Origin of the sequence: Rhodococcus sp. M8 (assembly GCF_015654185.1) — a bacterium.
Lineage (GTDB): Bacteria > Actinomycetota > Actinomycetes > Mycobacteriales > Mycobacteriaceae > Rhodococcus > Rhodococcus aetherivorans.
This window is the reverse complement of record NZ_CP064065.1, coordinates 3,460,807-3,487,284: the sequence shown is the minus strand read 5'-3', so window position 1 is coordinate 3,487,284 and position 26,478 is coordinate 3,460,807. Positions and strand designations below refer to the sequence as shown.

Below are 26,478 nucleotides of genomic sequence, written 5' to 3'. Positions count from 1 at the left end.
CTCCGTCCAGGCGGCGGAACCGCCGGATGGAGCGCACCAGAGCCGCACTCGTCGGCGAGGCGCGCGCGCTCACCGCCCGACATGGTCTTGCCGGGTTCACCGTGGAGGAACTCTGCGAGCGGGTGGAGATCTCCCGGCGCACCTTCTTCAACTACTTCCCGTCCAAGGAGGACGCGGTCCTCGGCGAGCCCCCGCTCAGCCTGACCCCCGAGGAGGAGGACGCCTTCGTGGCCGCCGGGCGGCACGACGGGGACGGCATCTCCCCCACGCTGCTCCAGGACCTCGTCGCGGTGATCCTCGCCCAGATCGGGCGCACCGACTTCACCCGCGAGCACGCGAAGCAGTACCACGACATCATCCACCGCGAGCCGCAGCTGCTGCCCCGCATCCTGCACAACGGCGAGGCCCAGCTCCGGCGGTTCGCCGAGGTCGTCGCCCGGAGAGAGAACCTGCCTCCCGACGATCCGCTGCCGCGGACCGTCGTCTACGCGCTCGCCGACATCACCCGGCACACCGCCGACGAGTTCTTCGGCGACGACACCGATCGACCCTTCGCGGAGCTGCTGCTCCGCAACCTCGACATCGTCCGGCGACTGTTCGGGCAGCGACTCGACCCCATCGAAACGGCAGGAAACCCGTGACCGCAACGTCGTCCCGGCCCGCGGCACCACCGTTGGTGCTCACGCAGCGCCGGATCTGGCTCATCTTCTCCGCGCTGATCGCCGGCATGCTGCTGTCGAGCCTCGACCAGACCATCGTCTCCACCGCGATGCCGACCATCGTCGGGCAGCTCGGCGGCGTCGAGCACCAGGCCTGGATCACCACCGCCTACCTGCTGGCGACCACCATCGTGATGCCGATCTACGGAAAGTTCGGCGACGTGTTCGGCCGCCGCACCCTCTTCCTCGTCGCCATCGCGGTGTTCACCCTCGCCTCCGCCGGCTGTGCCTTCGCCACCGACTTCTGGTGGTTCGTGATCTTCCGCGCGATGCAGGGCCTCGGCGGCGGCGGCCTGATGATCCTCTCCCAGGCCATCATCGCCGACATCGTCCCGGCCGACCAGCGTGGCAAGTACCTGGGTCCGCTCGGTGCGGTCTTCGGTGTGGCCGCCGTCGCCGGCCCCCTGCTCGGCGGCTTCTTCGTCGACCACCTGACCTGGCACTGGGCCTTCTACATCAACCTGCCCGTCGGCGTGCTCGCCTTCGCGATCGCCTGGTTCACCCTCACGCTGCCCACGAAGCGGCCCGAGAAGAAGGTCGACTTCCTCGGAGTGCTCACCCTCTCGGCCGCCACCACGTGCCTGATCCTGTTCACGGACTTCGGTGGCGACCGGGGCTGGACGGATCCGCTGACCCTCGCGCTCGCCGTCGGAGTGCTCGTCGCGGCAAGCCTTTTCGTCCTCGTCGAGTCCCGCGCCGAGGATCCGATCATCCCGCTGTCGCTGTTCCGCAATCCGATCTTCGTCAACGCCACCGCGATCGGCTTCACCGTGGGCCTCGGCATGTTCGCGGCGCTGGCCTTCATGCCGACGTTCCTGCAGATGTCGTCCGGCACCTCGGCCGCGGTCTCCGGCCTTCTGATGATCCCGATGATGGCCGGCCTGATGGCCACCTCGATCGCCTCCGGCATCGCAATCACGAAAACCGGTCACTACAAGGCGTATCCCATCGCCGGTGCCCTCGTCACGGCCGCCGCGATGTTGTGGCTGACCACTCTCGAAGGCAGCACGCCGCTGTGGCTGATCTGCACGATGCTGTTCACCCTCGGCCTCGGCCTGGGTCTGATCATGCAGGTGGTCGTTCTCGTGGTGCAGAACGCCGTGCCGCCCACCGAGATCGGGACCGCGACCAGCACCAACAACTACTTTCGGGAGGTGGGCGCGTCCCTCGGCGTGGCGGTCTTCGGCACGATCTTCACCAACCGGCTGGCCGAGAAGCTCACCGCCGTATTCACCGGAGCCGGGGCCTCCCCGGAGCAGGCCGGCCAGGCGACGGCGACGCTCGATCCCGCGGCCCTGAACCAGCTGCCGGACTCCGTGCGCACCGGCGTGGTCGACGCCTACGCCGACTCCCTCGCACCGGTGTTCTGGTACCTGATCCCATTCCTGTTGGTGGCCTTCGTCATCGCGTGCTTCCTGCGGCAGATCCCGCTGTCGCACGAGGCGGGCATGGTCGCCCGCGGTGAGGCGGTCACGGAGGAACAGCTGACGCACGCGGCAGGCGCGCGACCGCACCCCGCCGAGGCCGAGGCCGGGAGTCGACCGGCCCCGTGACGGCGTCCAGGCGCGCGGGGTCGGCCAGCGCCGCCCGAAGGCGGGACAACGCGCGATGCTGACCCACACGAACGGCGCCGGGCGTCGTCCGCAGGACGGCGGCGGACTCCTCCACAGACAACCCCTCGACCACCCGCAGGCGCAGGATTTCGCGTTGCCTGCGGGTGAGCGTCGAGAGCAGCGCGTCGACGTGCTGCCGCTCGCAGCGCAGCACGCGCAGCTCCGGACCGTCCCTCTCGCATACGGAGTCCGGCCGATTCCCGCGTGCGGCCGCGGCGTCGGCGGTGTCGAGGGCCTGGGTGGGGGTTGTCATCGAGTCGTGCCTTCCTTGCTGTGGCATGACGCATCGCGTCCGTTCACGCACCCACACAACCGGACGACCCTCGGGCGTCCATGGGAGTGAGCCGTGGATCTGCTGGGAAGTGCGCCTTCGGTGAACCCGACACGTGTCGGGGACACCGGTCACCGAGGTGCCGATGCCACTGCGGTGCCGGAGATCGCCACTGCGGTGCCGGAGATTGTCACTGCGTACCGGAGATCGTCACTGCGCGCACGGGGGATCCGCCGCCGAGTGCGCAGCGGTCCGTCCCGTCCTGCGTCAGCAATCCGAACACCCGGATCTTCGCATCGTCGCGAGTGGTGACGACGACGTGGTCCCACGGACCCCCGGCCGGGGCGTCGTCCTCGCGGGTGAGGTGCGGTCGCAGAGCCGTCCACCGATGCCAGTGCCGCGCGAACGACGACTCGTTCACCACGCGCCCGCGAGCGTGCTGTCCGGCCCGCGCGACATCGCGGGGCACGTCGAGGAAGACCAGCACCGGCGTCCAGCCTCGTCGCCGTGCCAGGCGGGCCGTCCAGTCGCGTCGGCGCCTGCGCGTGGCGGTGTCGTGAACGGCCACAGGCCCTTCGCTCCGGTGCGGTCCGGCCAGGAGGGTGCGCACCACGTCGAGGGTGTGCATGAGATGGACCAGTGGCCGATACCAGCGATACGGCAGGCCCGGCGGAAGCGCGGCGGCGAGGCGTTCGGCTCGGCGCTCCGGATCGAGAACGGTCAGACCCGGGATGTCGTGCTCGATCCGGCGAAGCAGGGTGCTCTTACCCGCTCCGGGAACGCCACCGGCCATCAGGAAGACGGCACCGGTGTCGCGCCCGGACGGGTGTCCCGGGTGGGGGACCGTCGGAGCTGAGGTGGTTATGACGATTCCTTTCCCTGCGGGCAGATTCGTGATCGATTCTGCCGTCTCCAGAATGCCGGCAGGGACTGGGCCGACGCTGAGTCCTTCCTGAGGTCCGGCTGTGAAACCGGGCCGCACCTCGCGGCCCGGCGCTCGCGCCTCGTCCGGTCGACTGTCACGCAGTTCTGTCACGCAGCTCCGCGAGCGCAGCGGTGCGCTGTTCGATCCAGGACCGCATCGAGTCCGCGCTCGACTGGAGGGAAGCGGCCGGGAGTGCGTCGCTGACAGGGACGGTCGAGACCAGGGTGTCGAGCATCTCGAGGGCGCGTCCGCTGCCGTACATCTGTTCGTGGAGGTCCCGGTAGGCGTCCTCGTAGACCTGGGTGAAGGCGTCGGATTCGAGGAACCGTGTCTTCAGGCTGTTGCCGGACTGCACCCGGCCTGCCCCCTGCCCGCCCTGCGGTGCAGCTGCGCCCGGAGGCAGCATCCCACGCGGCTGGGGCATGGTGCCGGGGTCGGCCGCCGCGGTGCCGGCCTCGCCCTGCCCGGGGCCGCCCATCGCGCCGGGTGTCATCGAGACGGTGTCGTGCGGGCCGGTGGTGACATCGCCTTGCATGGCCAGGTTCAGGTCCCAGGACACGACGGAGAGCTTGCCCGTCTGCAGGTCGTACCAGAGGTAGTAGTTCTGGCCCGGCCCGCTCATGTCGTCACCGTTGACGAGCAGGTTCTGCGTGGCGACGTACCGCGCGAACGAGTCCACGTCCACCCACTCCGACAGGTGTGCGCCGAACTCCTCGTCGCTCGCCGAGTCCAGCCACTTCAGGAAGCTGACGACCGGCTGCAGGTTCCCCGTCCCGACCGCATTGATCTGCTCGAACTGGTCGGCGTAGTCCGACTGGTCGTCGCCGATGTACTCGAACCGCGACGACGCGTCCGCCTTGTACAGGTAGCCGTCGGAGTCGAACAGGGAGTTCGCATACGTGTCGTCGGGGTGTTCGAGCAGCAGGCGCGTGGTGGTGGCGCTGTCGTTGACCGAATAGACCGTGTACGCGTAGCGCTGCGTCGGCTGCCCGGTCTCCGCGGTCAGCGACAGGGCCATCGCCTCGTTGAGCACGGGCGAGCCGGGGCGCACCGAGATCTCGGTCATGCCCTGGTAGGCGCGGCCGCCGGCGTTCTCGTCGAAGCTGATGAGCAGCGGCAGCGACGTCGGATCGTCCTCGGACGCCTGCGACATGCCGCCCGGGCCGCCCATGGCCGCCGGATCGAATCCGTCGGGCAGCTCCATCCCCTCCGGGGGCTCGAAGCCCTCGCCGCCGGGCCCGGCGTCCTCGCCGCGCACGCCCATGAGGGTGGAGTTGCCCTTCAACCGCACCGAGACGTCGGTGATCAGCGTGCCGTCGATGGTGACATCGGCGGTGACCCACTTCTTCTCGCCGGTGCTCTGGAAGGCGGTGATCATCTCGTCGTATTCCGCGTCGGTGATCTCGACCGACAGTTCGTGCGGGACCGAGGCGTCGAACAGGTCCACCGTGCCGGTGATGTTGTCGGTGATCTCCGAGGCGATGATCGTCGGGTCGCCGGTGATGTACGGGCGGATGCGGGTCGCCCCGAACACGGTCGCCAGGATCGTCACGAACACGACGAACACAGCCAGGAGTTTCCAGTGCCGGCGCAGCGACGTCGGGACCCGGTGCCGGAGCCGGCGCCGCGGCGGCGACTGCCCGGCGGTGGGTGTGTCGTCCATCAGATGTCCGTCTGGTCGTATCCGGTCAGGACGGTCACCCGCTGGCCGGTGTTGACCGCACTCAGGGCCGAGATCAGCTCGTTCGGCTTCGTGCCCTTCTTCAGCTGCGCGGTGTAGTACAGCTCGGTCAGCGCACCGGAGCGAACGGATTCGGTCGAGACCAGTTCGAACTCGGAGCAGTACCGGATGAGCACGTCCTCGACCAGCGCGTTGTACTCCTGCTCCGGCGGCACCTGCACCTTCACGACCTGACGCTGGACGTCGAGCTTGAACCAGTTGAACTTGTTCATGATCAGCAGCACCAGGCAGATCGCGATCGTCGCGGCGATCGCCAGCAGGTAGAAGCGGGTGCCGGTCGTCATGCCGACGGCCATCACCAGGAAGATGAAGCCTACATCGCGAGTTTCCTTGATGGCGTTGCGGAATCGAACCACCGACAGGGCGCCGACGAGTGCGAACGCGCGGGCGATGTTGGAGCCGACGACCAGCATGATCAGCGAGATCACCATGCCGACCAGCACGAGGGTCTGCACGTAGGACTGGCTGTAGGAGACGTTCCTGTGGGTGTGGCGGTAGACCCAGCCGATGATCGAGGCGAGCACGAACGACAGCGACAGCGACACGATGATGTCGAACGTCGTGAACGTCCCGCTGAGGTCTTGCAGGTCGAAATTCATGATGGTCCTGGTTCGGTGTAGGGACGGGAACGGCGCCCGTGCGGGGGACGCGGGCAGACGGTGCGGCGGTCAGCGCGCCATCGTCGAGGTCTCGAAGAGACCGGTCGGCACACGGTCGTCGAAGCCTTGCGGCAGAACGAGTTCGGGGGCGCCCATCCGGGAGCGCGGAGCGAGGCCGAACGCCTCGACGGACTGGCAGTACTTCGAGACGCGGACGACCGACATGTCCAGCCGGGCGGTCAGATCGGTCGCCCAGTACGGAACGCGTTCGTTGGCCTTCAGTTCGACGATCGCCAGCCTCGGCGGGACGACGAACCGGTTCTGTGCTCCCGAGGGGAAGTGGAAGTCGCGGTCGCGGCCGTGCACCTTGTGGTCGATCGTCACTCGCAGGCCGAGGTCGGCCTCGCGGCCGACGAACGCCTCCCGCAGGTAGCCGGTGGTCACGATCGGCCGCAGGTCGAGGTTGCCGATCAGCGTCGTCACCTCGTGGACGAACGGGCGTTGCGAGGGTTCGCAGTCGATCTCCTGCCGTCCGTCGAGCCAGCGTCGCGCGTTCCCGTACGGCACTGCGATGCGCCGTTTCTGGGTGACGCGGTTGACGCGCTGCTTGATCTCGATGTGCACCGGCGTGTCGTCGGTGCATTCGGAAGGGTTGCCGTACAGGCGCATCCGCAGCTTGCGCCGGAACCGCAGGCCCTCGATCTTCTCCCAGTAGAACCGCAGGTCCGGCGTGTCGTAGTAGAGCGAGGTGACCGGGTACCCGCCGTGGGGCGAATACGGATCGGTGTCCATCCGCGCCGCGAGTTCCCGCCGCAGTTCGGGGACCTTCATCTCGTCGACGAAGTATTTGATCTCGTAGCGGTTGAAGGCGTGCAGCCTGCCGGCGGTCTGCTGGTAGCCGGTCGGTGCGGTGGGGACGTCCTCCGCCCGGTGCGTGCCCTTCGCGGAGGACGTGCGGAATCGGTCGAACACTCCCATGGAACCGGCCTCTCGTCGGCGAACCGCTGTGCGGTGAACGCGATGCGAACGACACCAGTACAGCCGGTGACGCTCGAGGAACCTTGGGACGTTCCTGGCAGTCTGCTGGCAACGGGTACGCCGAGCGGGACGGCACCTTCGTCTCCGCGACACGAACCGACGAACGCCCCGACAATCAGCGAATGGTGGTCGCGGACGGCTGTGGACCGCGCGGCTGTGCGGTCGTGCGGATTCGGGGGAGCGAACTCGTCGCCGCTCTGCGCCTCAGGTTCCGGCGGACCGGATTCCCAGGACTCGGTGCCACCAGCGCCGACGCGGCGGCTCGGGGGCATACTCGCGCAGCACGGCGGCCGCTGCCGCGGCCCGCTCGGCGCGTTTCGACCGCAGCTCCGCCCGGTCCGCGGCCCACTGCCGGACCACCTCCTCCGGGTCGACCCTGTGGATGGGGACCAGGGGGCCGCTCGGTGCGCGCAGGCAGTCCACGATCCGCCGGTTCAGCTCCCGGACGATCTGCCGCACCGCCGGCTCGGAGGGCACGTCGAGCACGGTGCTGCGCAACCGCTCGATCTCCTTGCGCAGTTGCAGCGGGGGCGGCAGCAACGCCTCGGTCGACAGTCCTTCCCGGCGCAGATAGTCCTTCACCCACCACAGCTCGTCGTCGCTGCGATGCGGGATGGGTTTGCCGGCTCCCCTGAGGTTGTCGAAGTCGCCCCGCTCCTGCGCGACGCGGATCTGACGTTCGATCCACGACTCGAAGGTGATGTCCGGCCGCTTGCGCTCGGTCATGGAGGCGATTGTCCTCCGCGGGGCGCCGGGTTTCACGGTCGCGGGGTGACCGGGACCGTCGCCGACACGCCGATCGGATCGGAGACGAGGGGCGTCGCGACCATGTGCCAGCGGCCGCACGCGCAGCGCTGGTAGTGCACCACACCTTCGCTCGTCGGGTGGCGGGAGACCTCGGTCCAGTGGTGGCGATGGGATGTCTGCATGCCACCCAGCGTGATGTAATGGCATTGTGCATCTCAACCCTTACGGCGAATATGCCGTGCGGCTCGCCGCGGATCTGGTGAACGACCCACCCGTGACCGTCGACGCGCTGGTGCAGCGCTGCGTCGAGGCGGGCCTGGTGATCGACTTCCCGGTCGGTGCCGACGACCTGCTCGGCGTCGGCGCGATGCTCGGACGCTGGTGCCGCGTCGTCGACGCGACCGGGGACGCCGAGCGCGCCGCGCTGGTCAACGAGATGCTTGCCGCCGCATCGGCGTACCCGCGCATGACGAACCACGCCGGCGACGGCTGGCACCTGCACTACCGGGACGACCAGCATTCCCTCGCCGGTGTCGTCGAGGCCCTCGTCTCCGTGGGAACGGCCCTGCACCTGGTGGGCCGGGGCATGCACCGCCTCGGCCGCTGCGCCCTCGACGAGTGCGACCACGTCTACGCGGACACCTCCCGCAACGGGCGGCAGCGGTACTGCTCGCCGCGGTGCGCGAACCGCGACGCCGTGCGCCGGCACCGGGCCGCGCACGTCGGGTGAGCCGGGACGATCAGCGCGGAGCGGTGCCGACGACGACGGTCGCGAACGCGTCGTCGCTGTGTACCACCTGCGGGATCAGCCCGCTGCGTGCGAAGCACTCGGCGATCCCGGCGGCCTGCCGCTCGCTCGATTCGACCAGCAGGTGCCCGCCCGGTGCCAGCCATCGCCCGGCCGTCGCGGTCACCCGCCGCAGCAGGTCGAGGCCGTCGGCGCCCCCGTCGAGGGCGATGCGCTCCTCGTGGTCCCGGGCCTCGGCGGGCAGCAGCGCCAGGTCCGCGGTCGGTACGTACGGCACGTTCGCGAGCAGGAGATGGACGCGCCCGCGCAGCACCTCGGGGAGCGGGTCGTAGAGGTCGCCCTCGTACACCCGGCCGCCGAGCGCGGCGACGTTGCGGCCCGCGCACCGCACCGCGGCGGGATCGAGGTCCGTCGCATGCAGGTCCACCCCGGCAACGGCCGTCGCCACCGCGGCACCCAGGGCCCCCGAGCCGCAGCACAGGTCGACGACGACGGCGCCGGGCAGGGCGAGAGCGACGGCGCGATCGACGAGGAACTCGCTCCGCCGGCGCGGCACGAACACCCGGGGGTCCAGGAGGATGCGCAGGCCGTGGAACTCGGTCCAGCCGAGGATGTGCTCGAGCGGCTCGCCGGCGGCTCGCCGGTCCACCATGCCGGCGAGCTCGCCGGGCGTGCCGGCGGCCTCGACGAGCAGCCGCGCCTCCTCCTCCGCGAACACGCAACCCGCGCGCCGCAGGGTGGCCGCGACGGCGGAGGGATCCGGCGGAGTCGGCATGCGGCGGTGTCCCGGTCTCAGTCGGCGAGATCCTTGTATTCGGGGTGCTTGTCGATGAAGCCGTCGACGAACGGGCAGATCGCCACCACCCGCTTGCCGCGGGCACGCACGTCGTCGAGCGCGAACCGCACCAGCGTGCTCGACAGGCCTTGACCCGAGTAGGCGCGGTCGACCTCGGTGTGGTCGAACACGAGTTGAACGTCGCCGTCGGGGTGGTACTGGGTGTAGCCGACGACGGTGTCGCCGTCGCGCAGTTCGTAGCGCTGTTGCTGCGGATTGTGGACGGCGAAGACGGACGGGTCGCTCATGGCATTCCTCCGGCTGTTCAGGTGTTGTCGAGCAGGTGCGCGCGCATCGCGGTGTACGTGTCACCGAAGCGGGTCACGTCCTGACGGCTGAGCAGGTCGAACACGTAGGAGCGTACGGCCTCGACGTGTCCGGGGCTGGCCTGGGCCAGCTTCGCGGCGCCGGCCTCGGTGAGTTCGGCCAGCATGCCGCGCTTGTCCTCGTCGCATTCGACGCGTTGCACCCAGCCGGCGTCGACGAGGCGGCTGATCGCGCGGGTGACGCCGCTGCGGGTCGTGACGACGGCGTCGGCGAGGGCGCGCATGCGCAGCCGCCGGCCGGGGGCCTCCGAGAGGGCGACCAGCAGTTCGTAGTCGGTGAGGGACATCCCGGAGTCTTGGGTGAGCTGCTTGTCCAGGGCGCTCATCAGCAGCCGGGTGCTGTCGAGGTAGGCGCGCCAGGTGCGCTGCTCGTCGTCGCTGAGCCACCGGGTCTTCGTCATCCGTCGAGAATAACCGGGTGGTTGCTCAGGAAATCAATTCGGCCGTCACTGTTGCGGGGGACGTACCGGGTGCCGGCTGACGATGGAGATCCGGTTGAACGCGTTCATCGCCACGGCAACCCACGCGATCGCGGAGAGTTCGTCCTCGGTGAGCCGGGCGCGCGCGAAGTCGTAGTCCCGGTCCTGCAGGTGACTGTCGGGCAGCGTGGTGATCGACTCGGCGAGGGCGAGAGCGGCCTGCTCCTGCTCGGTGAACAGGTCCGTCTCCCGCCAGGCTCGCAGCACCGCGAGTCGCTGGGTGGTCTCGCCCTCGCGCAGGGCGTCCCGGACGTGCACGTCCAGGCAGTAGGCGCAGCCGTTCATCTGGGAGACGCGTACGTTCACCAGCTCCACGAGCCGACGCTCGAGTCCGGCGTCGGCCGTGGCCTGGCGGATCGCTTTGGCTACCTCGATCTGCGCCCGGTACACCGGGCGGGTCTGCTTGTCGATCGGGACGCGCGCCTCGCTCACTCCGGCGGCGATACGTGCACGGAGATGTAGAGGGCTTCGCCGAGCTGCTCGAGCAGGCCCAGCTGGGTCTCCAGGTAGTCGATGTGCTCTTCCTCGTTCGCGAGGATCTCCTCGAAGATGCGGGCCGAGGTGATGTCGCTGACCGAGCGCATGTACTCGGAGCCCTTGCGGAGGCGGTCGCGGGCCTCGATCTCGACCTGCAGGTCGGCCTCGAACATCTCCTTGACCGTCTCGCCGAGCCGCAGCGTGCCGAGCCGCTGGTAGTTGGGCAGGCCCTCGAGGAACAGGATCCGGTCGGTGAGGGTTTCGGCGTGCCGCATCTCCTCGAAGGATTCGGCGCGGGTGTGCGCGGCGAGCTTGGTCCAGCCGTTGTTGTCCTGCATCTTCGAGTGCAGGAAATACTGGTTGATCGCCGTGAGCTCGGCGGTGAGCTGCTCGTTGAGGTACTCGATGACCTTCTTGTCGCCCTTCATGGCGCCTCCCGGGGACCGAACGCGGATCGACCGCCGGGTAGGGGTCTAGACGGCGGTCTCGAGTTCGATCCTCTCATCCCGCTCGCGGGATGCGCGAACGATCGCCGAGATATTTCGGACGCACCGTCCGCAGTCGGTGCCGGCGCGGCAGGCCGCGCCGATCTCGCGGGTGCAGCGCGCCCCGGCAGCGATGTGGGCCTCGATGTGCCGGTGCGAGAGAGCGTGGCAGCTGCAGACGATCATCGAGACCCTCCTGGACGTACTACTTAGGTTCACCAAACCTTACCTCAATGAGGTGTGGCTTACCTGTGAGCGTAGTCACAATCCGGCCTCGGGCGCCCCGGGCAAGTGCCCAGTCCCGGCCCGGGGTGCCCTGAGGCCGGTGCTGCCGGGCTCAGGGCTGCCGAGTTCAGGGCTGCCGAGTTCAGGGCTGCCGAGTTCAGTGCTGCTGTGACTGCAACTGCGACGCCACCACCTGGTTGATCCGCTGCAGACCGCCGGGGGTCAGACCCGGTAGCTGTCCCTCGATGGTCCGGACGATCGTGCTGTCGTCGATCACCTTCTCGCTGGACTGGATGAGCACGGTCCCGGCGCCCGTGAAGTCGAACTGCCGCTCCTCGCCGGACTGCACACCGAACATGCGCGCCCCCGCCGCCACGAAGCCGTTGACCCACGCCTCGTCGTAGTGATGGCTCGGCGACGGGCAGTCCGCCCACCCGACGAGCGCCTCGGGATCGACCCGCAGCGGCGGCTCGGCGAACATCACGGGCCCGTTCGACGACGCGAGGAACTTGCCCGTCCCGATCAGCGTGAGGAAGCCCGGCACGATCGACTGGTTCAGCGACAGCCCGGGCTCGAACGCGAGCAGGTTCGCGGCCCGGATGGTGAGGTTGCCGTCGTCGAGGTCGTAGGAGTTGATGTCGTACCCACGGTCACCGAGGATCAGCTTCCCGTACCCCTCGGCGACGACGTAGTCGCCCATGTACAGCGGGGCCGAGAACTGGTGCGCCACCATCTGCAGCAGCTGCCCCTGCAGTCCGTGGGTGAGCGAGGTGAACTGCACCTGCCCGTAGTAGGCGATCATCGCGCCCTTGGACAGGAACCACGGGCTCTGCAGGTCGATGCAGAAGGCGTAGTGGTTGCCGGGCAGGTTGTCGCTGCCGACGAGGTGGGACGGGTTCAGGACGACGCTCACAGTTTCTCCTCCGACGCTTGCACGTAGACGATGCCCTGACCGGTGCATTCGAGCTGGAGGCCCTCGCCGCCGCTGCGCCCCGCGGTGCGCCAGCTCATCGCGGACTTCAGTTCCGTCCGCACCGGTCCGTGGGCGGCGATGAAGGACTGCGGGTCGACGACGACCGGGGCCGGCCCGCCGACCTGCAGCTCGAGGAATCCACCGTGCCCGAGCAGCACCGCGGCCCCGCGCCCGGACAGCTGGGTGGTGAACATGCCGGTGCCGGTCACCATGCCGGTGGCGGCGCTGCGCAGCGCGCCCAGGAAGCCGCCACCGCCCCCGCCGCCCCCGGCCGGGGGCGCCGACATCGACACCACCGAGCTCTGCAGGCTCGCGGTGTATCCCAGCAGCCGCGACGCCTCCACCCGCAGCTCGCCGCCCGCGGACAGGTCCACCACGTGCACCTCGAGGCCGCGGAAGCCGTAGTGCACCACGCCGTTGCCCTGCGCGAGCATCGTGCGTTCGTGCTCGCCCTGCATCATCCGTCCCGCCATCCCGGCGATCCCGCCCATGCCCGGCATCCCACCGGCCCCGGGTACCTGGTGCGGAGCGAACTGCACCATGCCGGTGTAGAACAGCATCGCGCCGCGACGGGCGACGACCGGCCCGGACTGGTTCAGATCGACCTTGACGACCTTGCCGTTGATCTTCGAGAACACCGCTGTCTCCGTCATCGCTGCCTCCCTCACCGCTCCGCCGGCTGGATGGACACGACGCCCATGCCGTCCCACCGCAGCGAGAACGCCTCGCCGCTGCCCTGACCGACGAACGTGCGCCACGAGACGTCGGTGACGAACGACTGGCTCAACTGTCCCTTCGCGCACACGAACGCGTCCGGGTCGACGACGAGCGGGTACTGCGGCGAGACCTCGAGGTGGATCAGTGGGCCACCGGCCGACAGCAGCGCGACCTGCCCGCTGCCGGTGACCGTCGTGGTGAACAGGCCCTGGCCGCTCATGTTGCCGCGCACCCCGGCGAACGTGACGTTCGTGGTGAGGTTGCCGTTCAGGGCGAGCAGTTGCTCCGACTCGACCTGCAGCGTCTCGTTGTTCAACTCGAGCACCGTGACGTCCTGCCCCTGATGGGCGAGATAGACCACGCCGTTGCCGGCGCACTCCATCAGCGACAGGCCCTCACCCGTGGCCCGCTGCCGCAGGCCGGCCAGCACGCCCTCGCCGCCGCCGAATCCGGCCGACTTGAACTGCACCTGACCCTCGTACGCCACCATCGACCCCGACAGTGCCCGGATGCTGGTGTTGTTCAGGTGCGCCTCTATGACCCGTTTCGATCTCTCGACCAGTCGCATGCGCGAACACGATAGACGCTCGGCCGCCGGTGCGCCCTTCCGGCTCGCGCCCGCCCGATGCGGACACCCCCACAATGGGTGCGTGCCCGATGTTCCCGACCGGACCCTGCTCGGCCGCGCCTTCGCCGTGCTGGGCGCGTTCACCGCCGAGCGCCCGCGCCTGACCCAGTCGGAACTGAGCCGCCGGACCGGGCTGCCCCTGCCGACGGTGTTCCGGCTGTGCGGCCAGCTCGTCGACGCCGGGGCACTCGAACGCCGTGCGGACGGCAGCTATCAGGTCGGGGTGCGGGTGTGGGAGCTCGGCGCCCTCGCGCCCCGCGCGCACGGCCTGCGCCAGGTGGCGATGCCCTATCTCGAGGACCTGTTCGATGCGACCCGGGAGAACGTGCAGCTGGTCGTCCGGGAGGGGCTCGAGGCGCTCTACGTCGAGCGGTTGTCGGCGCGCGGTGCCGTGGCCGTGGTCGGCCGGGCGGGCGGCCGGCTGCCGCTGCACGCGTCGAGCGGTGGGCTGGTGCTGCTCGCCCACGGCGGGCCCGAGCTGCTGCAGGAGGTGCTCGATGCCGGGCTCGAACGGTTCACCCCCGCCACGATCACCGACGAGGCCCGGTTGCGGCGCGTGCTCGACGGCGTCCGCCGCACCGGCATCGTGATCTGCCGCGAATACCTGAACGTGGGCACGATGGCGATGGCGGCACCGATCCGGGAGCGTTCCGGCCGGGTCGTCGCGGCGATATCGGTGGTGGTGTCGATCGATGCGGATCCCGCGCCGTTGATCCCGGCCATGCGAGCGGCGGCGAGCGGCATCTCCCGGCGGCTGACCTGAAAGCTGTCTTTCGCTGAGTGAAAGTGGGGGGTGACGACGTGGACCTTCCTTCGGGACAGTGAGGGTCGTCACCGCTTCCCGATCCCGAGGAGTCCCCCATGAGCGAATCCCGCACCCAGGTCGCCGTCGTCGGCGCCGGCCCCGCCGGGCTGATGCTGTCGCACCTGCTGCACCTGCGCGGCATCGAGTCCGTCGTGCTCGAGGCGCGCTCGCGGGAGGACATCGAGGCCACCATCCGCGCCGGCGTGCTCGAGCAGAACACCGTCGACCTCATGGTCGAGACCGGCGTCGGCGACCGGCTGAAGGCCGAGGGTTACGAGCACCACGGCGTGGAGTTCCGTTTCGGCGGCAGGGGGCACCGCATCGCGTTCGACGAACTCGTCGGGCGCGCGGTCACCGTCTACCCGCAGCACGAGGTCAACAAGGACCTCATCGCCCGCCGTCTCGCCGACGGTGGCGACCTCCGCTTCGGTGTCTCCGACGTGCAGGTCCACGACCACCTCACCGATCGGCCGTACCTGACCTACACCGACGCGCAGGGCAACCCGCAGCGCCTCGACGCGCTGCTCGTCGCCGGCTGCGACGGCTCGCGCACCGGCACCCGCGGTCTGATTCCGGCGCCGCAGGTGCGCACCGACCACTTCCGGCAGTACCCGTTCGCCTGGCTCGGCATCCTCGCCGAGGCGCCCCGCTCGTCGGAGGAACTGATCTACGCCCGGCACGAGCGGGGCTTCGCACTGATCTCCACCCGCACCGCCGACGTGCAGCGGCACTACCTGCAGGTGGACCCGGACGACGACGTCGCCAACTGGTCCGACGACCGCATCTGGAGCGAACTGCACGCCCGGGTCGACGGGGAGGGGGCCGAGATCAAGGACGGCCGGATCTTCGAGAAGTCGATCCTGCAGTTCCGCAGCTTCGTGTGCGAGCCCATGCAGCACGGCAACCTGTTCCTCGCCGGCGATGCCGCGCACACCGTCCCGCCGACCGGCGCCAAGGGGCTCAACCTCGCGGTCGCGGACGTGTTCGTGCTGGCCCGTTCGATGGACGAGTACCTCACCCGCGGTGAACGCGGCCGGCTCGACGGTTACACCGCGGAAGTGCTGCCGCGGGTGTGGCGGGCCCAGCACTTCTCGTGGTGGATGTCGTCGATGCTGCACGCCCACCCGGGCAGCAGCCCGTTCGACAACAAGCGCCAGGACGCCGAGCTCGACGCGATCACCCGTTCCGTCGCCGGGCGCACCCTGATCGCCGAGCAGTACACCGGGTGGCCCCTGGTCTGACGCGCCGACGCCTCCGCGTGCAGCCTGCTCCGGGTCGAACGGGAGCTTGTCGCGCCGAGCGGGCCGTGACGGCGGCGTCGGCCGAGTAGCTCCGACGACAAGTTCCCGCTGGACGCGGAAACCTCCCGCTCGTCGGCCGAGTGCGGACCGTCAGTACGACGCGCGGCCGCCGCTCGCGTCGTACACGGCGCCGGTCGAGAAGCTCAGCGCGTCCGAGGAGAGCCAGGCGACGAGTTCGGCGATCTCGTCCGGCCGGCCCATCCGGGCCATCGGCGTCAGGCTCTGCGACCGCGCCAGGATCGCCGGATCCGTTCCGGCGTTCATTGGGCTCTCCACCGCCGCGGGCGCAACCACGTTGGCGAGCACCCCGGTCGTCGCGATCTCCTTGCCGAGCGACTTCGTCAGCGCGATCACCGCGGCCTTGGACGCCGAGTAGGCGCTCTGCTTCGGATTGCCGTCCTTGGCCGCGATGCTCGCCAGGTTCACCACCCGGCCCCAGCCGGCGCCGATCATCGCGGGAACGAAGGCGCGGCACGCGAGGAACGTGCCGTCGACGTTGATGCGGAACGTGCGGTGCCAGTCGGACAGCGCGGTGTCGACCAGCGGCGCCGACGGTCCCACGACGCCGGCGCTGTTGACGAGGATGTCGACCCGGCCCAGGCGTTCTCGCAGCCGTTCGACGGCGACGGGGTCGGTGACGTCGACGCGTTCGTCGGCGCCGTCCGCGATGTCGGCGGTGACGACCCGGACGCCCGCGGCGGACAGCCGCCTCGCGCAGGCCGCGCCGATTCCGCTCGCCCCGCCGGTGACGAGCGCGGTCGCGCCCGAGGGATAGGTCACCATACGGCTGCTCCTCGCCGGTGTGTGGATAGTAGTCTGAATCCATGTGCGAAATCGAAACAATCGGAGACGCACCATGTATGAATCTGGATATACGGCTGTAGGTGCAGCCGTCAAGTCCCCGAAGGGATCGACATGGAGATCCGCTGGCTTCAGGCCTTCGTCGCCGTCGCGGAGGAACTGCACTTCGGCCGGGCCGCCGCCCGCTTGCAGATGGCGCAGTCACCCCTGAGTCAGACGGTGCGCAAGCTCGAGAAGGACCTCGGTGTGCCGTTGTTCGAGCGCAATACGCGCAGCGTCGCCCTCACGGCGGGCGGTCACGCCTTCCTGCCCCACGCCTACCACATCCTCGAAAGCGTCGAGACGGCACGGCAGGCCACGCGCGCGTCCGCCGGCGGCGTGTACGGCCGCATCAAGATCGGGTTCACCGGTGTGCTGAACCATCTTTCGCTCCCGCCGCTGACCCGGGCGCTGCGACAGCGTTACCCGGACATCGAGCTCGACCTCGTCGGCCGCATCATGACCCGCGAGGCGGTCACCCAATTGGAGAGTGGTGCATTGGATCTCGCGTTCGTCGGGCTGCCGGTCCAGTCCACGGCGGTGGCCACCCGGCTGATCCGCCGCGAGTCGTTCGGTGCCGTGCTGCCCTCCGACCACCCGCTCGCCGGAGAGCCGGAGATCGACCTGCACGAACTCGCGGACGACGGCTTCATCACCACCCCGTTGTCGGCGGGGTCGGCCCTGCAGGAGAGCGCCATGCGTGCGTGCCTCGACGCGGGGTTCCGCCCGCGCGTGGTCCAGGAGATCACCGACCCGTACATGATCCTGGTGCTCGTCTCGGCCGGCGTGGGGGTGGCGTTGATGACGTCGAGCATCGCGACGATCACGCCGCCGGGCACGGTCTTCGTCCCCCTCGCCGGAGAATCCGTCTACATGCACCACGGGATCGGCTGGTCGCCCCGGCGCGTGTCGCCGGCGCTCGAGGTGGCCTTGAAGGTCGCCGAGGAGATTCTTCCGACGCCCGATTGAGACGATAAGGGTCTTTATCTGAGACTTTTTCAGTGTTGGACGCTGCATAGTGCGGCGTGTCACGCTCGTCTCGTTCCGGCGACTGTGAGGGCCATCACCGAATGGCCGACTCGGCGTCCGTCGGATCCTGGGACGAAAGGAACGCCATGGCGAACACGCACGCTGCCGGCCCCGACGGACGACCGAACGAGAACGCCCGCCGGGCGGCCATCTCCGGTTTCCTGGGCAGCACCCTGGAGTACTACGACTTCTTCATCTACGGCTCCGCCGCAGCCCTCGTCTTCGGGAAGATCTTCTTTCCCGGCGACGGAGCCACCTCGACGCTGCTGTCGATCAGCACCCTCGGCGTCGCATACATCGCCCGCCCGCTCGGCGCCGTGCTGTGGGGGCACTGGGGCGACAAGTTCGGCCGGCGCAACGCCCTCCTGGCCTGCCTGATGCTGATGGGCATCGCCACGTTCGTCATCGGCTGCCTGCCCACCTACGAGCAGATCGGCATCGCCGCGCCGGTGATCCTGGTGCTGCTGCGCCTGCTGCAGGGCCTGTCGGCCGGTGGTGAATCCCCGGGCTCGTCGTCCCTGACGCTCGAGCACGCCCCGGCGCACCGGCGCTCGTTCTTCACGTCGTTCACCATGAGCGGCATCATGTTCGGCATCGTCATCTCGAGCCTCGTGTTCATTCCGGTGGCATCGCTGCCCGACGAGGCGCTGTACTCGTGGGGCTGGCGGGTGCCGTTCTGGCTCAGCATCGTCGTCACGGTGGTCGCGGTGTGGCTGCGCCGCAAGCTCGACGAGCCCGAGGTGTTCGAGGAACTCCAGGAGAACGGCGAGACCGCCACCCTGCCGGTCGTCGAGATGTTCCGCTCGCACTGGCGCACCGTCCTGCGGATCAGCCTCAGCGCCACGTTCGCCATGATCAACACGATCGTCAACGTCTTCGCACTCGCCTACGCCGTGCAGGTCGAAGGCTTCGAGCGCTCCACGATGCTGTGGGCGATCGCCGCCGCCAACTTCGTGGCGGTACTCAGCCAGCCCGTGGCCGGGCTCCTCGCGGACCGGATCGGCCGCAAGCCGGTGTTCGTGTTCGGTGCCCTCGGCTCGGGCGCGATGGTGTTCGCCTTCTTCCACGCCATCGGAACCGGCAGCACGCCACTGGTGTTCGCCTCGGGGATCGTGCTGATCGGCTTCTTCTACGCCATGCCGAACGGTGTCTACCCGGCCTACTTCCCGGAGCAGTTCCCGGCCCGGGTCCGGTACACGGGCATGGCCGTGAGCCTCATGCTCGGTCTGCTCGTCGCCGGATTCACACCCGCCGTCGCGCAGATGCTCTCGGCGGGGGACACCAGCAACTGGGCCCCGGTCGCCTGGATGTGCCTGGGCTTCGCGGTGCTGTCGTCGATCGCCGCCCTCACCGGTCCGGAGACCTACCGCACCCCCACCGAGGACCTGGGCGAGCGTCGCCCGGCGCCGGCGGCGCGACCGGCGCAGGAACTCGTCCGCAGCGACGTCTGACCGGCCACCGAGCCCCGGCGCCCGACGCGCCGGGGCCACGGGCCCGTCCCACCCCCGTAGGAGTAACCGTGACCCCGTCCACCGCCCGCCACCGCATCCGGCTCGTGGGGGCAGGCATCGCCTCGTCCCTGTCGCCGGCCCTCCACGAGCGCGAGGCCGCCGCACTCGGTGTGAGCGACTACCGCTACGAACTGCTCGACCTCGAGGCGGAGAACGTTCCCGTCGAACGCACCGGCGACCTGGTGCGCGCCGTCGTCGCCGGCGGCTGCACCGGCCTGAACATCACCCACCCGTGCAAGCAGGTCGTCATCCCGGCCCTCGACGGCCTGTCCGACAACGCCCGCCTGCTCGGCGCGGTCAACACCGTCGTCGTCCGGGACGGGCGCCTGATCGGCCACAACACGGACCACAGCGGATTCCTCACGGCGCTGCGCCGCGGGCTGCCCGATGCCGCCCTGGATGCGGTCGTGCTGGTCGGTGCGGGCGGTGCGGGCTCGGCGGTGGCCTACGCGCTCGCCGCCGCGGGTGTGGCGGACCTGCGGATCGCCGACGTGGACACCGCCCGCGCCGCGGACGTCTGCGCGCGACTGTCCACCGCCTTCCCCGCGACACGGGCCACGGCTCTGCCGGCGGAGGCGATCCCCGCCGCCCTGCGCACGTGCACCGGGGTGGTCAACGCCTCGCCGATCGGCATGGTCGGCCACCCCGGAACGCCGTTCGACACCGGCGCCCTGCACCCCGGGCTGTGGGTCGCGGACATCGTCTACCGGCCGATCCGAACCGAGCTGATCGCGGCCGCAGCGGTTCTCGGCTGCGACGTGCTCGACGGCGGGCAGATGCTCGTCGCCCAGGCCGCCGACACGTTCGCGCTGCTGACCGGGATCCGTCCGGACGTCGACCGCATGCGGAAGCACCTCGACGAGCTGATCTCGGACCGGGTTCTCGTGGCCGCGCCGGTGGACCGTGCGCCGGCCGGACGTCCCGATGCCCACCAGGAGATGGAATGAACACCACCGCGTCCTTCGCGCAACCGCTGGACATGGGTTCGGTCCGTTTGCGCAACCGCTTCGTGTCCGCGCCCATGGAACGCAACTACTGCGAACTCGACGGCACGATGACCGACCGCTACATTGCCTACCTCGAGCGACGTGCCGCCGGAGGCGCCGCGCTCGTCTTCACCGAGGCGAGCTACGTGCGGGCCGACGGCAAGGGCCGCATCCGCCAGATGGGTGTGGACGTCGACGAACGCATCCCCGGCATCGCCCGGATGGCGGAGGCGGTGCACGCCCACGGCGCGCTCGTCGGTGTCGAACTCAACCACGGGGGCCGCACCGCGCAGGGCGCGGTGAGCGGATTCGTCCCGGTCGCCCCCACCCCGATCCCGTGCGCGGTCGTCGGCGGCGAGATGCCCGAGCAGCTCGACAGCGACGACATCGAGCACCTCGTCGAGTGCTTCGGTGAGGCTGCGGCACGCTGCGCGGAGGCCGGCGTCGACGTGATCTCCCTGCACGGCGGGCACGGTTATCTCATCCACCAGTTTCTCTCGCCCGCATACAACCACCGCGACGACGAGTGGGCCGAGCCGACGCTGTTCGTCAACCGGGTCATCGACGCGGTCCGCACCATGGCGCCGGGTATCACTCTGGGACTGCGTTTCTCGGCCTTCGAGGCGGTCGACGGCGGGCTCGACGCGGAGACGACGCGCGAGCGCATCGACGCGATCGACACGCACCGGCTGGACTTCCTCGACGTTTCGGCGGGCAACTACGAGTCGGGGCAGTGGATCATCCAGCCGGGGGAGTGGCAGCGCGGTCTGCTCGCCCCGTACGCCGAACCGTATGCCCGCGACTTCGACATCCCGGTGGGCGTCGCCGGCCGGATCAGCTCACCCGAGACGGCGGAGCAGATCATCGCCTCCGGCCGGGCCGACTTCGTGAGCATGGCCCGGACCCTGCACGCCGACCCGGACTTCCCGAACCGTGCCCTCGACGGGGGTCGGTACCGGCCCTGTATCGCCTGCAACTACTGCATCGACAGCCTGGCGGCCGGGCCGATCCCGTGTTCGGTCAACCCGTGGGTCGGTCGCGAACTCGAGCAGCCCTCGACGCCGGCCGGGACCGCGGTGCGCGTCGCCGTCGTGGGCGGCGGACCGGCCGGCACGGCGGCCGCGCGTGAGCTCGCACTGGCGGGCCACAGCGTCGATCTGTACGACGAACGCGGCAGTCTGGGTGGCGATTTCGCGTTGGCCTCCCGGCTGCACGAGTACCCGGAATACCATCGGATCGTCGACTGGTACCGCGACGAACTCGCCGACCTGAATGTCACCTGCCACACCGGTACGAGAGTCGATGCCGCCACGCTGGCCCCGCTCGACTTCGACGCGATCGTCCTCGCGACCGGCGGGCGCGGACCGGCGATCGACCTTCCCGGTGCCGGCACGCGACGGATCCGCGACGTGCGGGAGTTCCTCGCCTCCGGGGACCCCGCGCCCGAGTCGATCACGATCTTCGGTGCCGACCGGGAGGCCGCGGCGGTGGCCGACGACCTGCTCCAGCACGGCACGAGGGTGGTGATGATCGGTCCGCAGGAGACGATCGCGCACGATGTCGGCCGTCGCGGCAAGATCGTCCTGCTGCCCCGGCTGGCGGCGAGCGAGAACCTCACCACGTACCTGTCGTCCGTCGTCACGCACATCGAGGCCGACCGGGTGGTCATTTCGACGAACGGGCAACAGCGCACCGTGCCCGCTCCCGGGGAACTGCTCGTCTCGCACGGCGTCGAGCCACGCGCCGGCCTGCTGACCGAGCTGCGGCGGCTCGCGCCGCGGCTCGGCGTCCATTCCGTCGGGGACGCGAGCGGCGACGGCGGCTCCCTTCATGCCGCGCTCGTCACGGCCGCCGACGTCGCCGTCCGCATCACCGCGGCCGCCGATTCGCGCGTGGGGGCCGACGCGTGAACCCGGAGACCACCGCGCCGGCACCGGATTCCGTGCGCACCGCGCTGCCGCGTCTCGGCCTGGGCACCTGGCCCCTCGTCGGGCCCGACGCCACGCGCGCCGTGCTCGCCGGCATCGAGGCCGGATACCGGTTGATCGACACGGCAGCGATCTACGGGAACGAGGACGCCGTCGGCGCCGCCCTCGCCACCTGCGGCGTGCCCCGCGACGACCTGTTCGTCACCACCAAACTCCGCGGCAGCGACCATGTTTCCGGCGACGTTCGCGGTGCCGTGGAGCGGAGCCTCGAGCGCCTCGGCCTCGAGCGGCTCGACCTGTTCCTCATCCACTGGCCGCTGCCGCGGTTCGACCGGTACGCCGCGGCCTTCGAGGCCATGCTCGAGTGCCGCGACGCCGGGCTCGTCCGCTACGTGGGGGTTTCCAACTTCCTCGGCCACCATCTGCGCAAGGTGGTGGCCGAGACCGGGGAGGCTCCCGCCGTCAACCAGATCCAGATGGACCCGTCGCTGGCCCGCCTGCCCGTCCGCCGCGCGAACGACGAGCTCGGGGTGTTCACCCAGTCGTGGAGCCCGCTCGGCCGCGGCGAGGTGCTCGGCGCCCCCGTCGTCGCCTCGATCGCGGACCGCGTCGGCTGCACGCGTGCGCAGGTCGTGCTGGCCTGGCACCTCGCGCAGGGCGTCGTGCCGGTCGCGCGGTCGGCGAACCCGGCGCGCCAGTCCGAGAATCTGGCCGCCGTCGACGTGGAACTCACGGCGGCGGACGTCGCCGCGCTGAACCGTCTCGACCGCGGCGAAGCCGCGGCCCGGGACGTCGAACGAGAGGAACACTTCTGATGCCCCTTCGTGCAGGCATCGTCGGATGCGGAAAGATCGCGGGCAACCACGCGCACGCACTGCAGCAGGTGCCCGGCGTCGAGGTCGTCGCGTGCTGCGACCCCGACCTGGAGCGCGCTCGCGCATTCGCCGCCCGGCACGGCATCGCCCACGCCGTCGGATCGGTGGCGGAGTTGTTCGCTCTCGGCCTCGACGCCTGCACCGTCTGCACACCACACCCCGTGCACGAACAGATCGTCCGCGCCGCCGCCGAGGCCGGGATCCACGTGCTGTGTGAGAAGCCGATCGCGGTGGACGTGGCCGCGGCCGACCGGATGATCGCGGCCGCCGACCGCGCGGGCATCACCTTCGGGGTGTTGTTCCAGCGCCGATTCTGGCCCGCGGCGCGCCGCATCAAGGCGGCGATCGAGGACGGCCGCCTCGGCGTTCCCGTCCTCGGGGAGGTGTCGGTGATCCTGCACCGCCCGTCGACCTACTACTCGGCCGACGCGTGGCGCGGGCGGTGGGACACCGACGGCGGGGGCGTCCTCATGACGCAGGCCGTACACCAGATCGACATGCTGCAGTGGTTCATGGGCGCGCCGGTCCGCGTCAGTGGCTTCGTCGGCACCCGCTTCCACGGCGAGCACATCGAAACCGAGGACAGCGCCTCGGCCGTCGTCTCGTTCGCCTCCGGTGGCACCGCGACGATCACCGCCACCACCGGCGCCAACCACAACCTCGGCAACCGCGTGACGGTGATCGGCGCAACCGGGGCGATCGCGAGCGTCCTCGAGTTCCCCGAGGGGCGTGAGGGCGTCAACGAGCTGTGGACCGCGCCGGGCGAGGTGGAGCTGCGAACCCCGTATTCCCCCGAGGTCGACGCCAATCTCGACGTCCGCGACGTCAACGCCGGCCTCGCCGACTTCCACACCCTGCAGGTCCAGGACTTCGCCGAGTCCGTGCTGACCGGCCGCCGGCCCGCGGTGACCGGGCGGGACGCCCGCGCCTCCCTGGCCGTCGTCGCCGCGATCTACGAATCCTCCCGCACCGGCCGGGTCGTCGACCTCGCGCCCGCACCCACCCTCGTCTCGTCCGGCAAGGAGCTCCGATGACCCCCGACACAGTGTCCGAATCCCTCACCTACGACGTGGTTGTCGTCGGGTCCGGCGCGGGCGGGCTGTCCACGGCCGTGGCTGCCGCCCACGGGGGCGCCTCCGTGCTCGTCGTCGAGAAGGCGGACGTGTGCGGCGGCGCCACCGCCTGGTCGGGCGGGTGGATGTGGACGCCGCGGACCCTGTTCGCCCACGCCGACGGGGTGCACGAGGACCGCTCGGAGCCGCGCCGCTACCTCGAACACCGGCTCGGGGACAACTTCGATGCCGCCAAGGTGGACGCGCTCCTCGACGGTGCCCCCGAGATGGTCGAGTTCTTCGAACACCACACGGCGCTGCAGTTCGTCCCCGGCGCCGCCATCGCCGACATCCACGGTGACACCCCCGGCGCCGGCACGGGACACCGCTCCGTCGCGCCGAAGCCCGTGAGCCTGCGCCGCCTCGGACCCGACGTCGCCGCGCTGCTGCGGCGGCAGCTGTACGAGACCTCGTTCCTCGGCATGGGCATCATGGCCGGCCCGGACCTGCAGGCCTTCCTGCACTCGACCCGCTCGGGCCGGGCGTTCCTGCACTGCGCGCGCCGCGTCTCGACCCACATGTTCGACCTCGCCACCAGGCGTCGGGGCCAGCAACTGGTCAACGGGACGGCGCTCGTGGGCCGGCTGCTGCGCTCCGCACTCGATGCCGGCGCCGACATCCGCGTCGCCACCGCCGCCACCGCACTCGTCACCGACCCGTCCGGCCGTGTCGTCGGTGTCCGGCTCGAGGGCCCCGACGGCGCCTACACGGTGTCCGCCCGCCGGGGTGTCGTCCTCGCGACCGGCGGGTTCACCCGCGACCTCGACCGGCGGCGAGAGCTGTTCCCCCGCACCCCGACCGGACGCGAACACTGGACGCTCACGCCGTCGACGACGACCGGTGACGGCATCTCGCTGGGCGAATCCGTCGGTGGCCGCCTCGACCGTTCGCTCGCCTCGCCGGTGGCATACTGTCCCGTATCCCTCGTCCGGTACCGCAACGGCAGGCAAGGCGTGTTCCCGCACATCCTGGACCGCGGAAAGCCCGGTGTCATCGGGGTGCTGGCCGACGGGCGCCGTTTCGTCAACGAGGCGCTCGGATATCACGACTACACACTGGCAATGGTCGAACAGGTGCCGGACGGCGAGGAGATCTGCTCCTGGCTGATCGCCGACCAGCAGTACCTGCGGTACTTCCCGCTCGGCATGGCCAAGCCCTTCCCGATCCCGACGTGGCCCTACCTGCGATCCGGATACCTCTCGAAGGGCCGGACGCTCCGCGAACTCGCGGAGCGGATCGGCGTCGACCCGGACGGGCTCGAGAAGACCGTCACCGCGTTCAACGAGAGCGCACGCCTCGGGGAGGATCCCGAATTCGGCCGCGGCACCACCCCGTTCAACGTCAAGTCCGGGGATGCGGACAACCCGTGGCCCAACCCGTCCCTCGCGCCGCTCGAGCGCGGACCGTTCTACGCCGTCAAGGTCGTCCCCGGCAGTTTCGGCACGTTCGCCGGCCTGGTCACCGACTCGTCGTCCCGGGTGCTGAACCGCGAGGACCGGCCGATCGACGGGCTGTTCGCGGTCGGCGTCGACCAGTCCAGCGTAATGGGCGGCCACTACCCCTCCGGCGGAATCAATCTGGGCCCGGCAATGACCTTCGGGTACCTGACCGGACGCCGCCTCGCATCGACCACAGGAGCCACCCGATGAGCACCCCGCTCGGCCTCGCCGCCCTCACCGTCCTCGACACCCCGCCGCTGCAGCACGTCGATCTCGCCGAACGGCACGGATTCGACACGATCGGACTGCGTCTGCTGCCCGCGGCGCCCGGCACCACGGCCTACCCGCTGCATGAGGACGACGCCGCGCTCTCCGCGCTCGTCCGCCGTCTCGCCGATTCCCCGGTCGAGGTGTTCGATCTCGAGATCATCCGTCTCGGTCCGGATTTCGACCCGTCCGACTACGCTCCGCTGCTCGAGGCGGGCGCGCGGCTCGGGGCGCGGGCCGTCCTGGTCGGCGGCGACGACCCCGACCGGGCCCGTCTCACCGACTCCTACGCGCGGCTGGCGGAGCTGTGCGCCTCCTACGGCATCGTTGCGAGCCTCGAATTCATGCCGTGGACAGCGGTTCCCGACGCGAAGACGGCCGTCGAGATCGTCGCCGGGGCCGACGGTCCGGCCCGCAGTGTGCTCGTCGACGCGCTGCACGTCGCACGCTCTTCCACGACCGTCGCCGACCTGGCGGTCATCCCGCGCGAGTGGTTGCACTACGCCCAGATGTGCGACGGCGCCACCCCCGCCCCGCGCGATCACGCCGAACTGATCCGGCACGCCCGGGAGGAAAGGCTCGTGCCCGGCACGGGCGGCATCGACCTCCCGGCGATCTGGTCCGCCCTGCCGGAGGGGTTGCCGGTGAGCATCGAGCTGCCGAACGAGCCGCTGCGCCAGGCGATCGGCACGGACGCCTGGCTCGAGCAGCTCGTCACCGCCACCAGGGCCGTGCTCGGACGTGTCCCGGCCACCGCGATCGTCGAGTGAATCCGGAGCGCAACCGAATTCGCTCGCAGTACCGGAATCCGCCCACGCCGTGGCGTGGGCGGATTCCGG

30 protein-coding genes are annotated in these 26,478 nt (G+C 70.1%); 13 read left to right on the top strand and 17 right to left on the bottom strand.

Features of this window, described 5'->3' with window-relative positions:
• The first annotated feature begins 26 nt into the window (after positions 1 to 26).
• Positions 27 to 641, top strand: coding sequence for a TetR family transcriptional regulator (locus ISO16_RS15795; protein ID WP_050036107.1), 615 nt, complete (start codon positions 27 to 29; stop codon positions 639 to 641).
• Complete coding sequence (locus tag ISO16_RS15790) at positions 638 to 2,272, top strand: MDR family MFS transporter (protein ID WP_006944088.1); 1,635 nt, start codon at positions 638 to 640, stop codon at positions 2,270 to 2,272. The genes ISO16_RS15795 and ISO16_RS15790 overlap by 4 nt, the downstream gene beginning before the upstream one ends.
• Here ISO16_RS15790 and ISO16_RS29005 read toward each other — a convergent pair.
• The 7 genes from ISO16_RS29005 to ISO16_RS15755 form a co-directional block, all read right to left on the bottom strand.
• Entirely contained in the window at positions 2,190 to 2,585 is a 396-nt protein-coding gene (locus tag ISO16_RS29005) for a sigma factor-like helix-turn-helix DNA-binding protein (protein ID WP_276207660.1), read from the bottom strand. The genes ISO16_RS15790 and ISO16_RS29005 overlap by 83 nt on opposite strands.
• 208 nt (positions 2,586 to 2,793) lie before the next feature.
• Entirely contained in the window at positions 2,794 to 3,396 is a 603-nt protein-coding gene (locus ISO16_RS15780; protein WP_072636577.1) for an AAA family ATPase, read from the bottom strand.
• Positions 3,397 to 3,622: 226 nt separating this feature from the next.
• On the bottom strand, positions 3,623 to 5,191 hold the full coding sequence (locus tag ISO16_RS15775) for a CotH kinase family protein (protein WP_230304362.1): 1,569 nt from the start codon (positions 5,189 to 5,191) through the stop codon (positions 3,623 to 3,625).
• Positions 5,191 to 5,868, bottom strand: coding sequence for a DUF4956 domain-containing protein (locus tag ISO16_RS15770; protein WP_006944084.1), 678 nt, complete (start codon positions 5,866 to 5,868; stop codon positions 5,191 to 5,193). The genes ISO16_RS15775 and ISO16_RS15770 overlap by 1 nt, the downstream gene beginning before the upstream one ends.
• Before the next feature lie 69 nt (positions 5,869 to 5,937).
• Positions 5,938 to 6,846 carry a polyphosphate polymerase domain-containing protein gene (locus ISO16_RS15765; protein WP_072636576.1) on the bottom strand — a complete coding sequence of 303 codons (909 nt, stop codon included), beginning with the start codon at positions 6,844 to 6,846 and terminating at the stop codon, positions 5,938 to 5,940.
• A gap of 264 nt (positions 6,847 to 7,110) precedes the next feature.
• The gene (locus ISO16_RS15760; protein ID WP_006944077.1) at positions 7,111 to 7,632 is read right to left on the bottom strand and encodes a J-domain-containing protein; all 522 of its coding nucleotides are present in this window, start codon (positions 7,630 to 7,632) and stop codon (positions 7,111 to 7,113) included.
• A 32-nt stretch (positions 7,633 to 7,664) separates the two neighbouring features.
• Complete coding sequence (locus tag ISO16_RS15755; protein WP_006944075.1) at positions 7,665 to 7,835, bottom strand: hypothetical protein; 171 nt, start codon at positions 7,833 to 7,835, stop codon at positions 7,665 to 7,667.
• Positions 7,836 to 7,861: 26 nt separating this feature from the next.
• On the opposite strand from ISO16_RS15755, the gene ISO16_RS15750 reads away from it, so the two are divergent.
• Positions 7,862 to 8,383, top strand: a complete 522-nt coding sequence (locus ISO16_RS15750; RefSeq protein ID WP_006944073.1) for a CGNR zinc finger domain-containing protein — start codon at positions 7,862 to 7,864, stop codon at positions 8,381 to 8,383.
• Between the two features lie 10 nt (positions 8,384 to 8,393).
• Here the strand turns inward: ISO16_RS15750 and ISO16_RS15745 are convergent, their stop codons facing one another.
• The 9 genes from ISO16_RS15745 to ISO16_RS15705 form a co-directional block, all read right to left on the bottom strand.
• A complete protein-coding gene (locus ISO16_RS15745; protein WP_072636575.1) occupies positions 8,394 to 9,176 on the bottom strand; it encodes a putative protein N(5)-glutamine methyltransferase in 783 nt (260 codons plus the stop codon).
• 17 nt (positions 9,177 to 9,193) lie between these two features.
• On the bottom strand, positions 9,194 to 9,484 hold the full coding sequence (locus tag ISO16_RS15740) for a GNAT family N-acetyltransferase (RefSeq protein ID WP_072636574.1): 291 nt from the start codon (positions 9,482 to 9,484) through the stop codon (positions 9,194 to 9,196).
• Positions 9,485 to 9,501: 17 nt separating this feature from the next.
• Entirely contained in the window at positions 9,502 to 9,963 is a 462-nt protein-coding gene (locus tag ISO16_RS15735; RefSeq protein WP_072636573.1) for a MarR family winged helix-turn-helix transcriptional regulator, read from the bottom strand.
• A 45-nt stretch (positions 9,964 to 10,008) separates the two neighbouring features.
• Positions 10,009 to 10,473: a carboxymuconolactone decarboxylase family protein gene (locus ISO16_RS15730; protein WP_006944065.1), complete on the bottom strand. Its 465-nt coding sequence runs from the start codon at positions 10,471 to 10,473 to the stop codon at positions 10,009 to 10,011.
• A complete protein-coding gene (gene bfr, locus ISO16_RS15725) occupies positions 10,470 to 10,946 on the bottom strand; it encodes a bacterioferritin (protein ID WP_006944064.1) in 477 nt (158 codons plus the stop codon). Before bfr ends, ISO16_RS15730 begins: the two co-directional genes overlap by 4 nt.
• A gap of 45 nt (positions 10,947 to 10,991) precedes the next feature.
• Positions 10,992 to 11,189 carry a (2Fe-2S)-binding protein gene (locus ISO16_RS15720; RefSeq protein ID WP_006944063.1) on the bottom strand — a complete coding sequence of 66 codons (198 nt, stop codon included), beginning with the start codon at positions 11,187 to 11,189 and terminating at the stop codon, positions 10,992 to 10,994.
• Between the two features lie 196 nt (positions 11,190 to 11,385).
• Entirely contained in the window at positions 11,386 to 12,189 is an 804-nt protein-coding gene (locus ISO16_RS15715) for an AIM24 family protein (RefSeq protein WP_442800797.1), read from the bottom strand.
• Positions 12,138 to 12,854, bottom strand: coding sequence for an AIM24 family protein (locus ISO16_RS15710; RefSeq protein WP_206530738.1), 717 nt, complete (start codon positions 12,852 to 12,854; stop codon positions 12,138 to 12,140). The genes ISO16_RS15715 and ISO16_RS15710 overlap by 52 nt, the downstream gene beginning before the upstream one ends.
• 11 nt (positions 12,855 to 12,865) lie before the next feature.
• Positions 12,866 to 13,486: an AIM24 family protein gene (locus ISO16_RS15705; RefSeq protein ID WP_006944059.1), complete on the bottom strand. Its 621-nt coding sequence runs from the start codon at positions 13,484 to 13,486 to the stop codon at positions 12,866 to 12,868.
• A gap of 82 nt (positions 13,487 to 13,568) precedes the next feature.
• On the opposite strand from ISO16_RS15705, the gene ISO16_RS15700 reads away from it, so the two are divergent.
• Entirely contained in the window at positions 13,569 to 14,309 is a 741-nt protein-coding gene (locus ISO16_RS15700; protein WP_006944058.1) for an IclR family transcriptional regulator, read from the top strand.
• 98 nt (positions 14,310 to 14,407) lie between these two features.
• Entirely contained in the window at positions 14,408 to 15,592 is a 1,185-nt protein-coding gene (locus ISO16_RS15695) for a 4-hydroxybenzoate 3-monooxygenase (protein WP_043799955.1), read from the top strand.
• A gap of 150 nt (positions 15,593 to 15,742) precedes the next feature.
• Here the strand turns inward: ISO16_RS15695 and ISO16_RS15690 are convergent, their stop codons facing one another.
• Positions 15,743 to 16,435, bottom strand: coding sequence for an SDR family NAD(P)-dependent oxidoreductase (locus tag ISO16_RS15690; RefSeq protein WP_050036101.1), 693 nt, complete (start codon positions 16,433 to 16,435; stop codon positions 15,743 to 15,745).
• A gap of 132 nt (positions 16,436 to 16,567) precedes the next feature.
• Between ISO16_RS15690 and ISO16_RS15685 the strand changes: the two genes are divergently transcribed.
• The 8 genes from ISO16_RS15685 to ISO16_RS15650 all read left to right on the top strand — a co-directional run bounded on the left by ISO16_RS15685 (position 16,568) and on the right by ISO16_RS15650 (position 26,409).
• Positions 16,568 to 17,461 (top strand): LysR family transcriptional regulator, encoded by an 894-nt coding sequence (locus ISO16_RS15685; RefSeq protein WP_006944055.1) that lies wholly within the window; start codon positions 16,568 to 16,570, stop codon positions 17,459 to 17,461.
• Between the two features lie 146 nt (positions 17,462 to 17,607).
• Complete coding sequence (locus tag ISO16_RS15680; RefSeq protein ID WP_006944053.1) at positions 17,608 to 18,972, top strand: MFS transporter; 1,365 nt, start codon at positions 17,608 to 17,610, stop codon at positions 18,970 to 18,972.
• A gap of 68 nt (positions 18,973 to 19,040) precedes the next feature.
• Complete coding sequence (locus tag ISO16_RS15675) at positions 19,041 to 19,979, top strand: shikimate dehydrogenase (RefSeq protein WP_065923328.1); 939 nt, start codon at positions 19,041 to 19,043, stop codon at positions 19,977 to 19,979.
• Positions 19,976 to 21,928 carry an oxidoreductase gene (locus ISO16_RS15670; protein ID WP_072636571.1) on the top strand — a complete coding sequence of 651 codons (1,953 nt, stop codon included), beginning with the start codon at positions 19,976 to 19,978 and terminating at the stop codon, positions 21,926 to 21,928. Before ISO16_RS15675 ends, ISO16_RS15670 begins: the two co-directional genes overlap by 4 nt.
• Positions 21,925 to 22,761 carry an aldo/keto reductase gene (locus ISO16_RS15665; RefSeq protein ID WP_029546614.1) on the top strand — a complete coding sequence of 279 codons (837 nt, stop codon included), beginning with the start codon at positions 21,925 to 21,927 and terminating at the stop codon, positions 22,759 to 22,761. The genes ISO16_RS15670 and ISO16_RS15665 overlap by 4 nt, the downstream gene beginning before the upstream one ends.
• The gene (locus tag ISO16_RS15660; RefSeq protein WP_072636570.1) at positions 22,761 to 23,855 is read left to right on the top strand and encodes a Gfo/Idh/MocA family protein; all 1,095 of its coding nucleotides are present in this window, start codon (positions 22,761 to 22,763) and stop codon (positions 23,853 to 23,855) included. The genes ISO16_RS15665 and ISO16_RS15660 overlap by 1 nt, the downstream gene beginning before the upstream one ends.
• On the top strand, positions 23,852 to 25,582 hold the full coding sequence (locus ISO16_RS15655) for an FAD-dependent oxidoreductase (RefSeq protein WP_050036096.1): 1,731 nt from the start codon (positions 23,852 to 23,854) through the stop codon (positions 25,580 to 25,582). The genes ISO16_RS15660 and ISO16_RS15655 overlap by 4 nt, the downstream gene beginning before the upstream one ends.
• Positions 25,579 to 26,409 carry a sugar phosphate isomerase/epimerase family protein gene (locus ISO16_RS15650; RefSeq protein WP_072636569.1) on the top strand — a complete coding sequence of 277 codons (831 nt, stop codon included), beginning with the start codon at positions 25,579 to 25,581 and terminating at the stop codon, positions 26,407 to 26,409. Before ISO16_RS15655 ends, ISO16_RS15650 begins: the two co-directional genes overlap by 4 nt.
• The last annotated feature ends 69 nt before the right edge of the window (positions 26,410 to 26,478 follow it).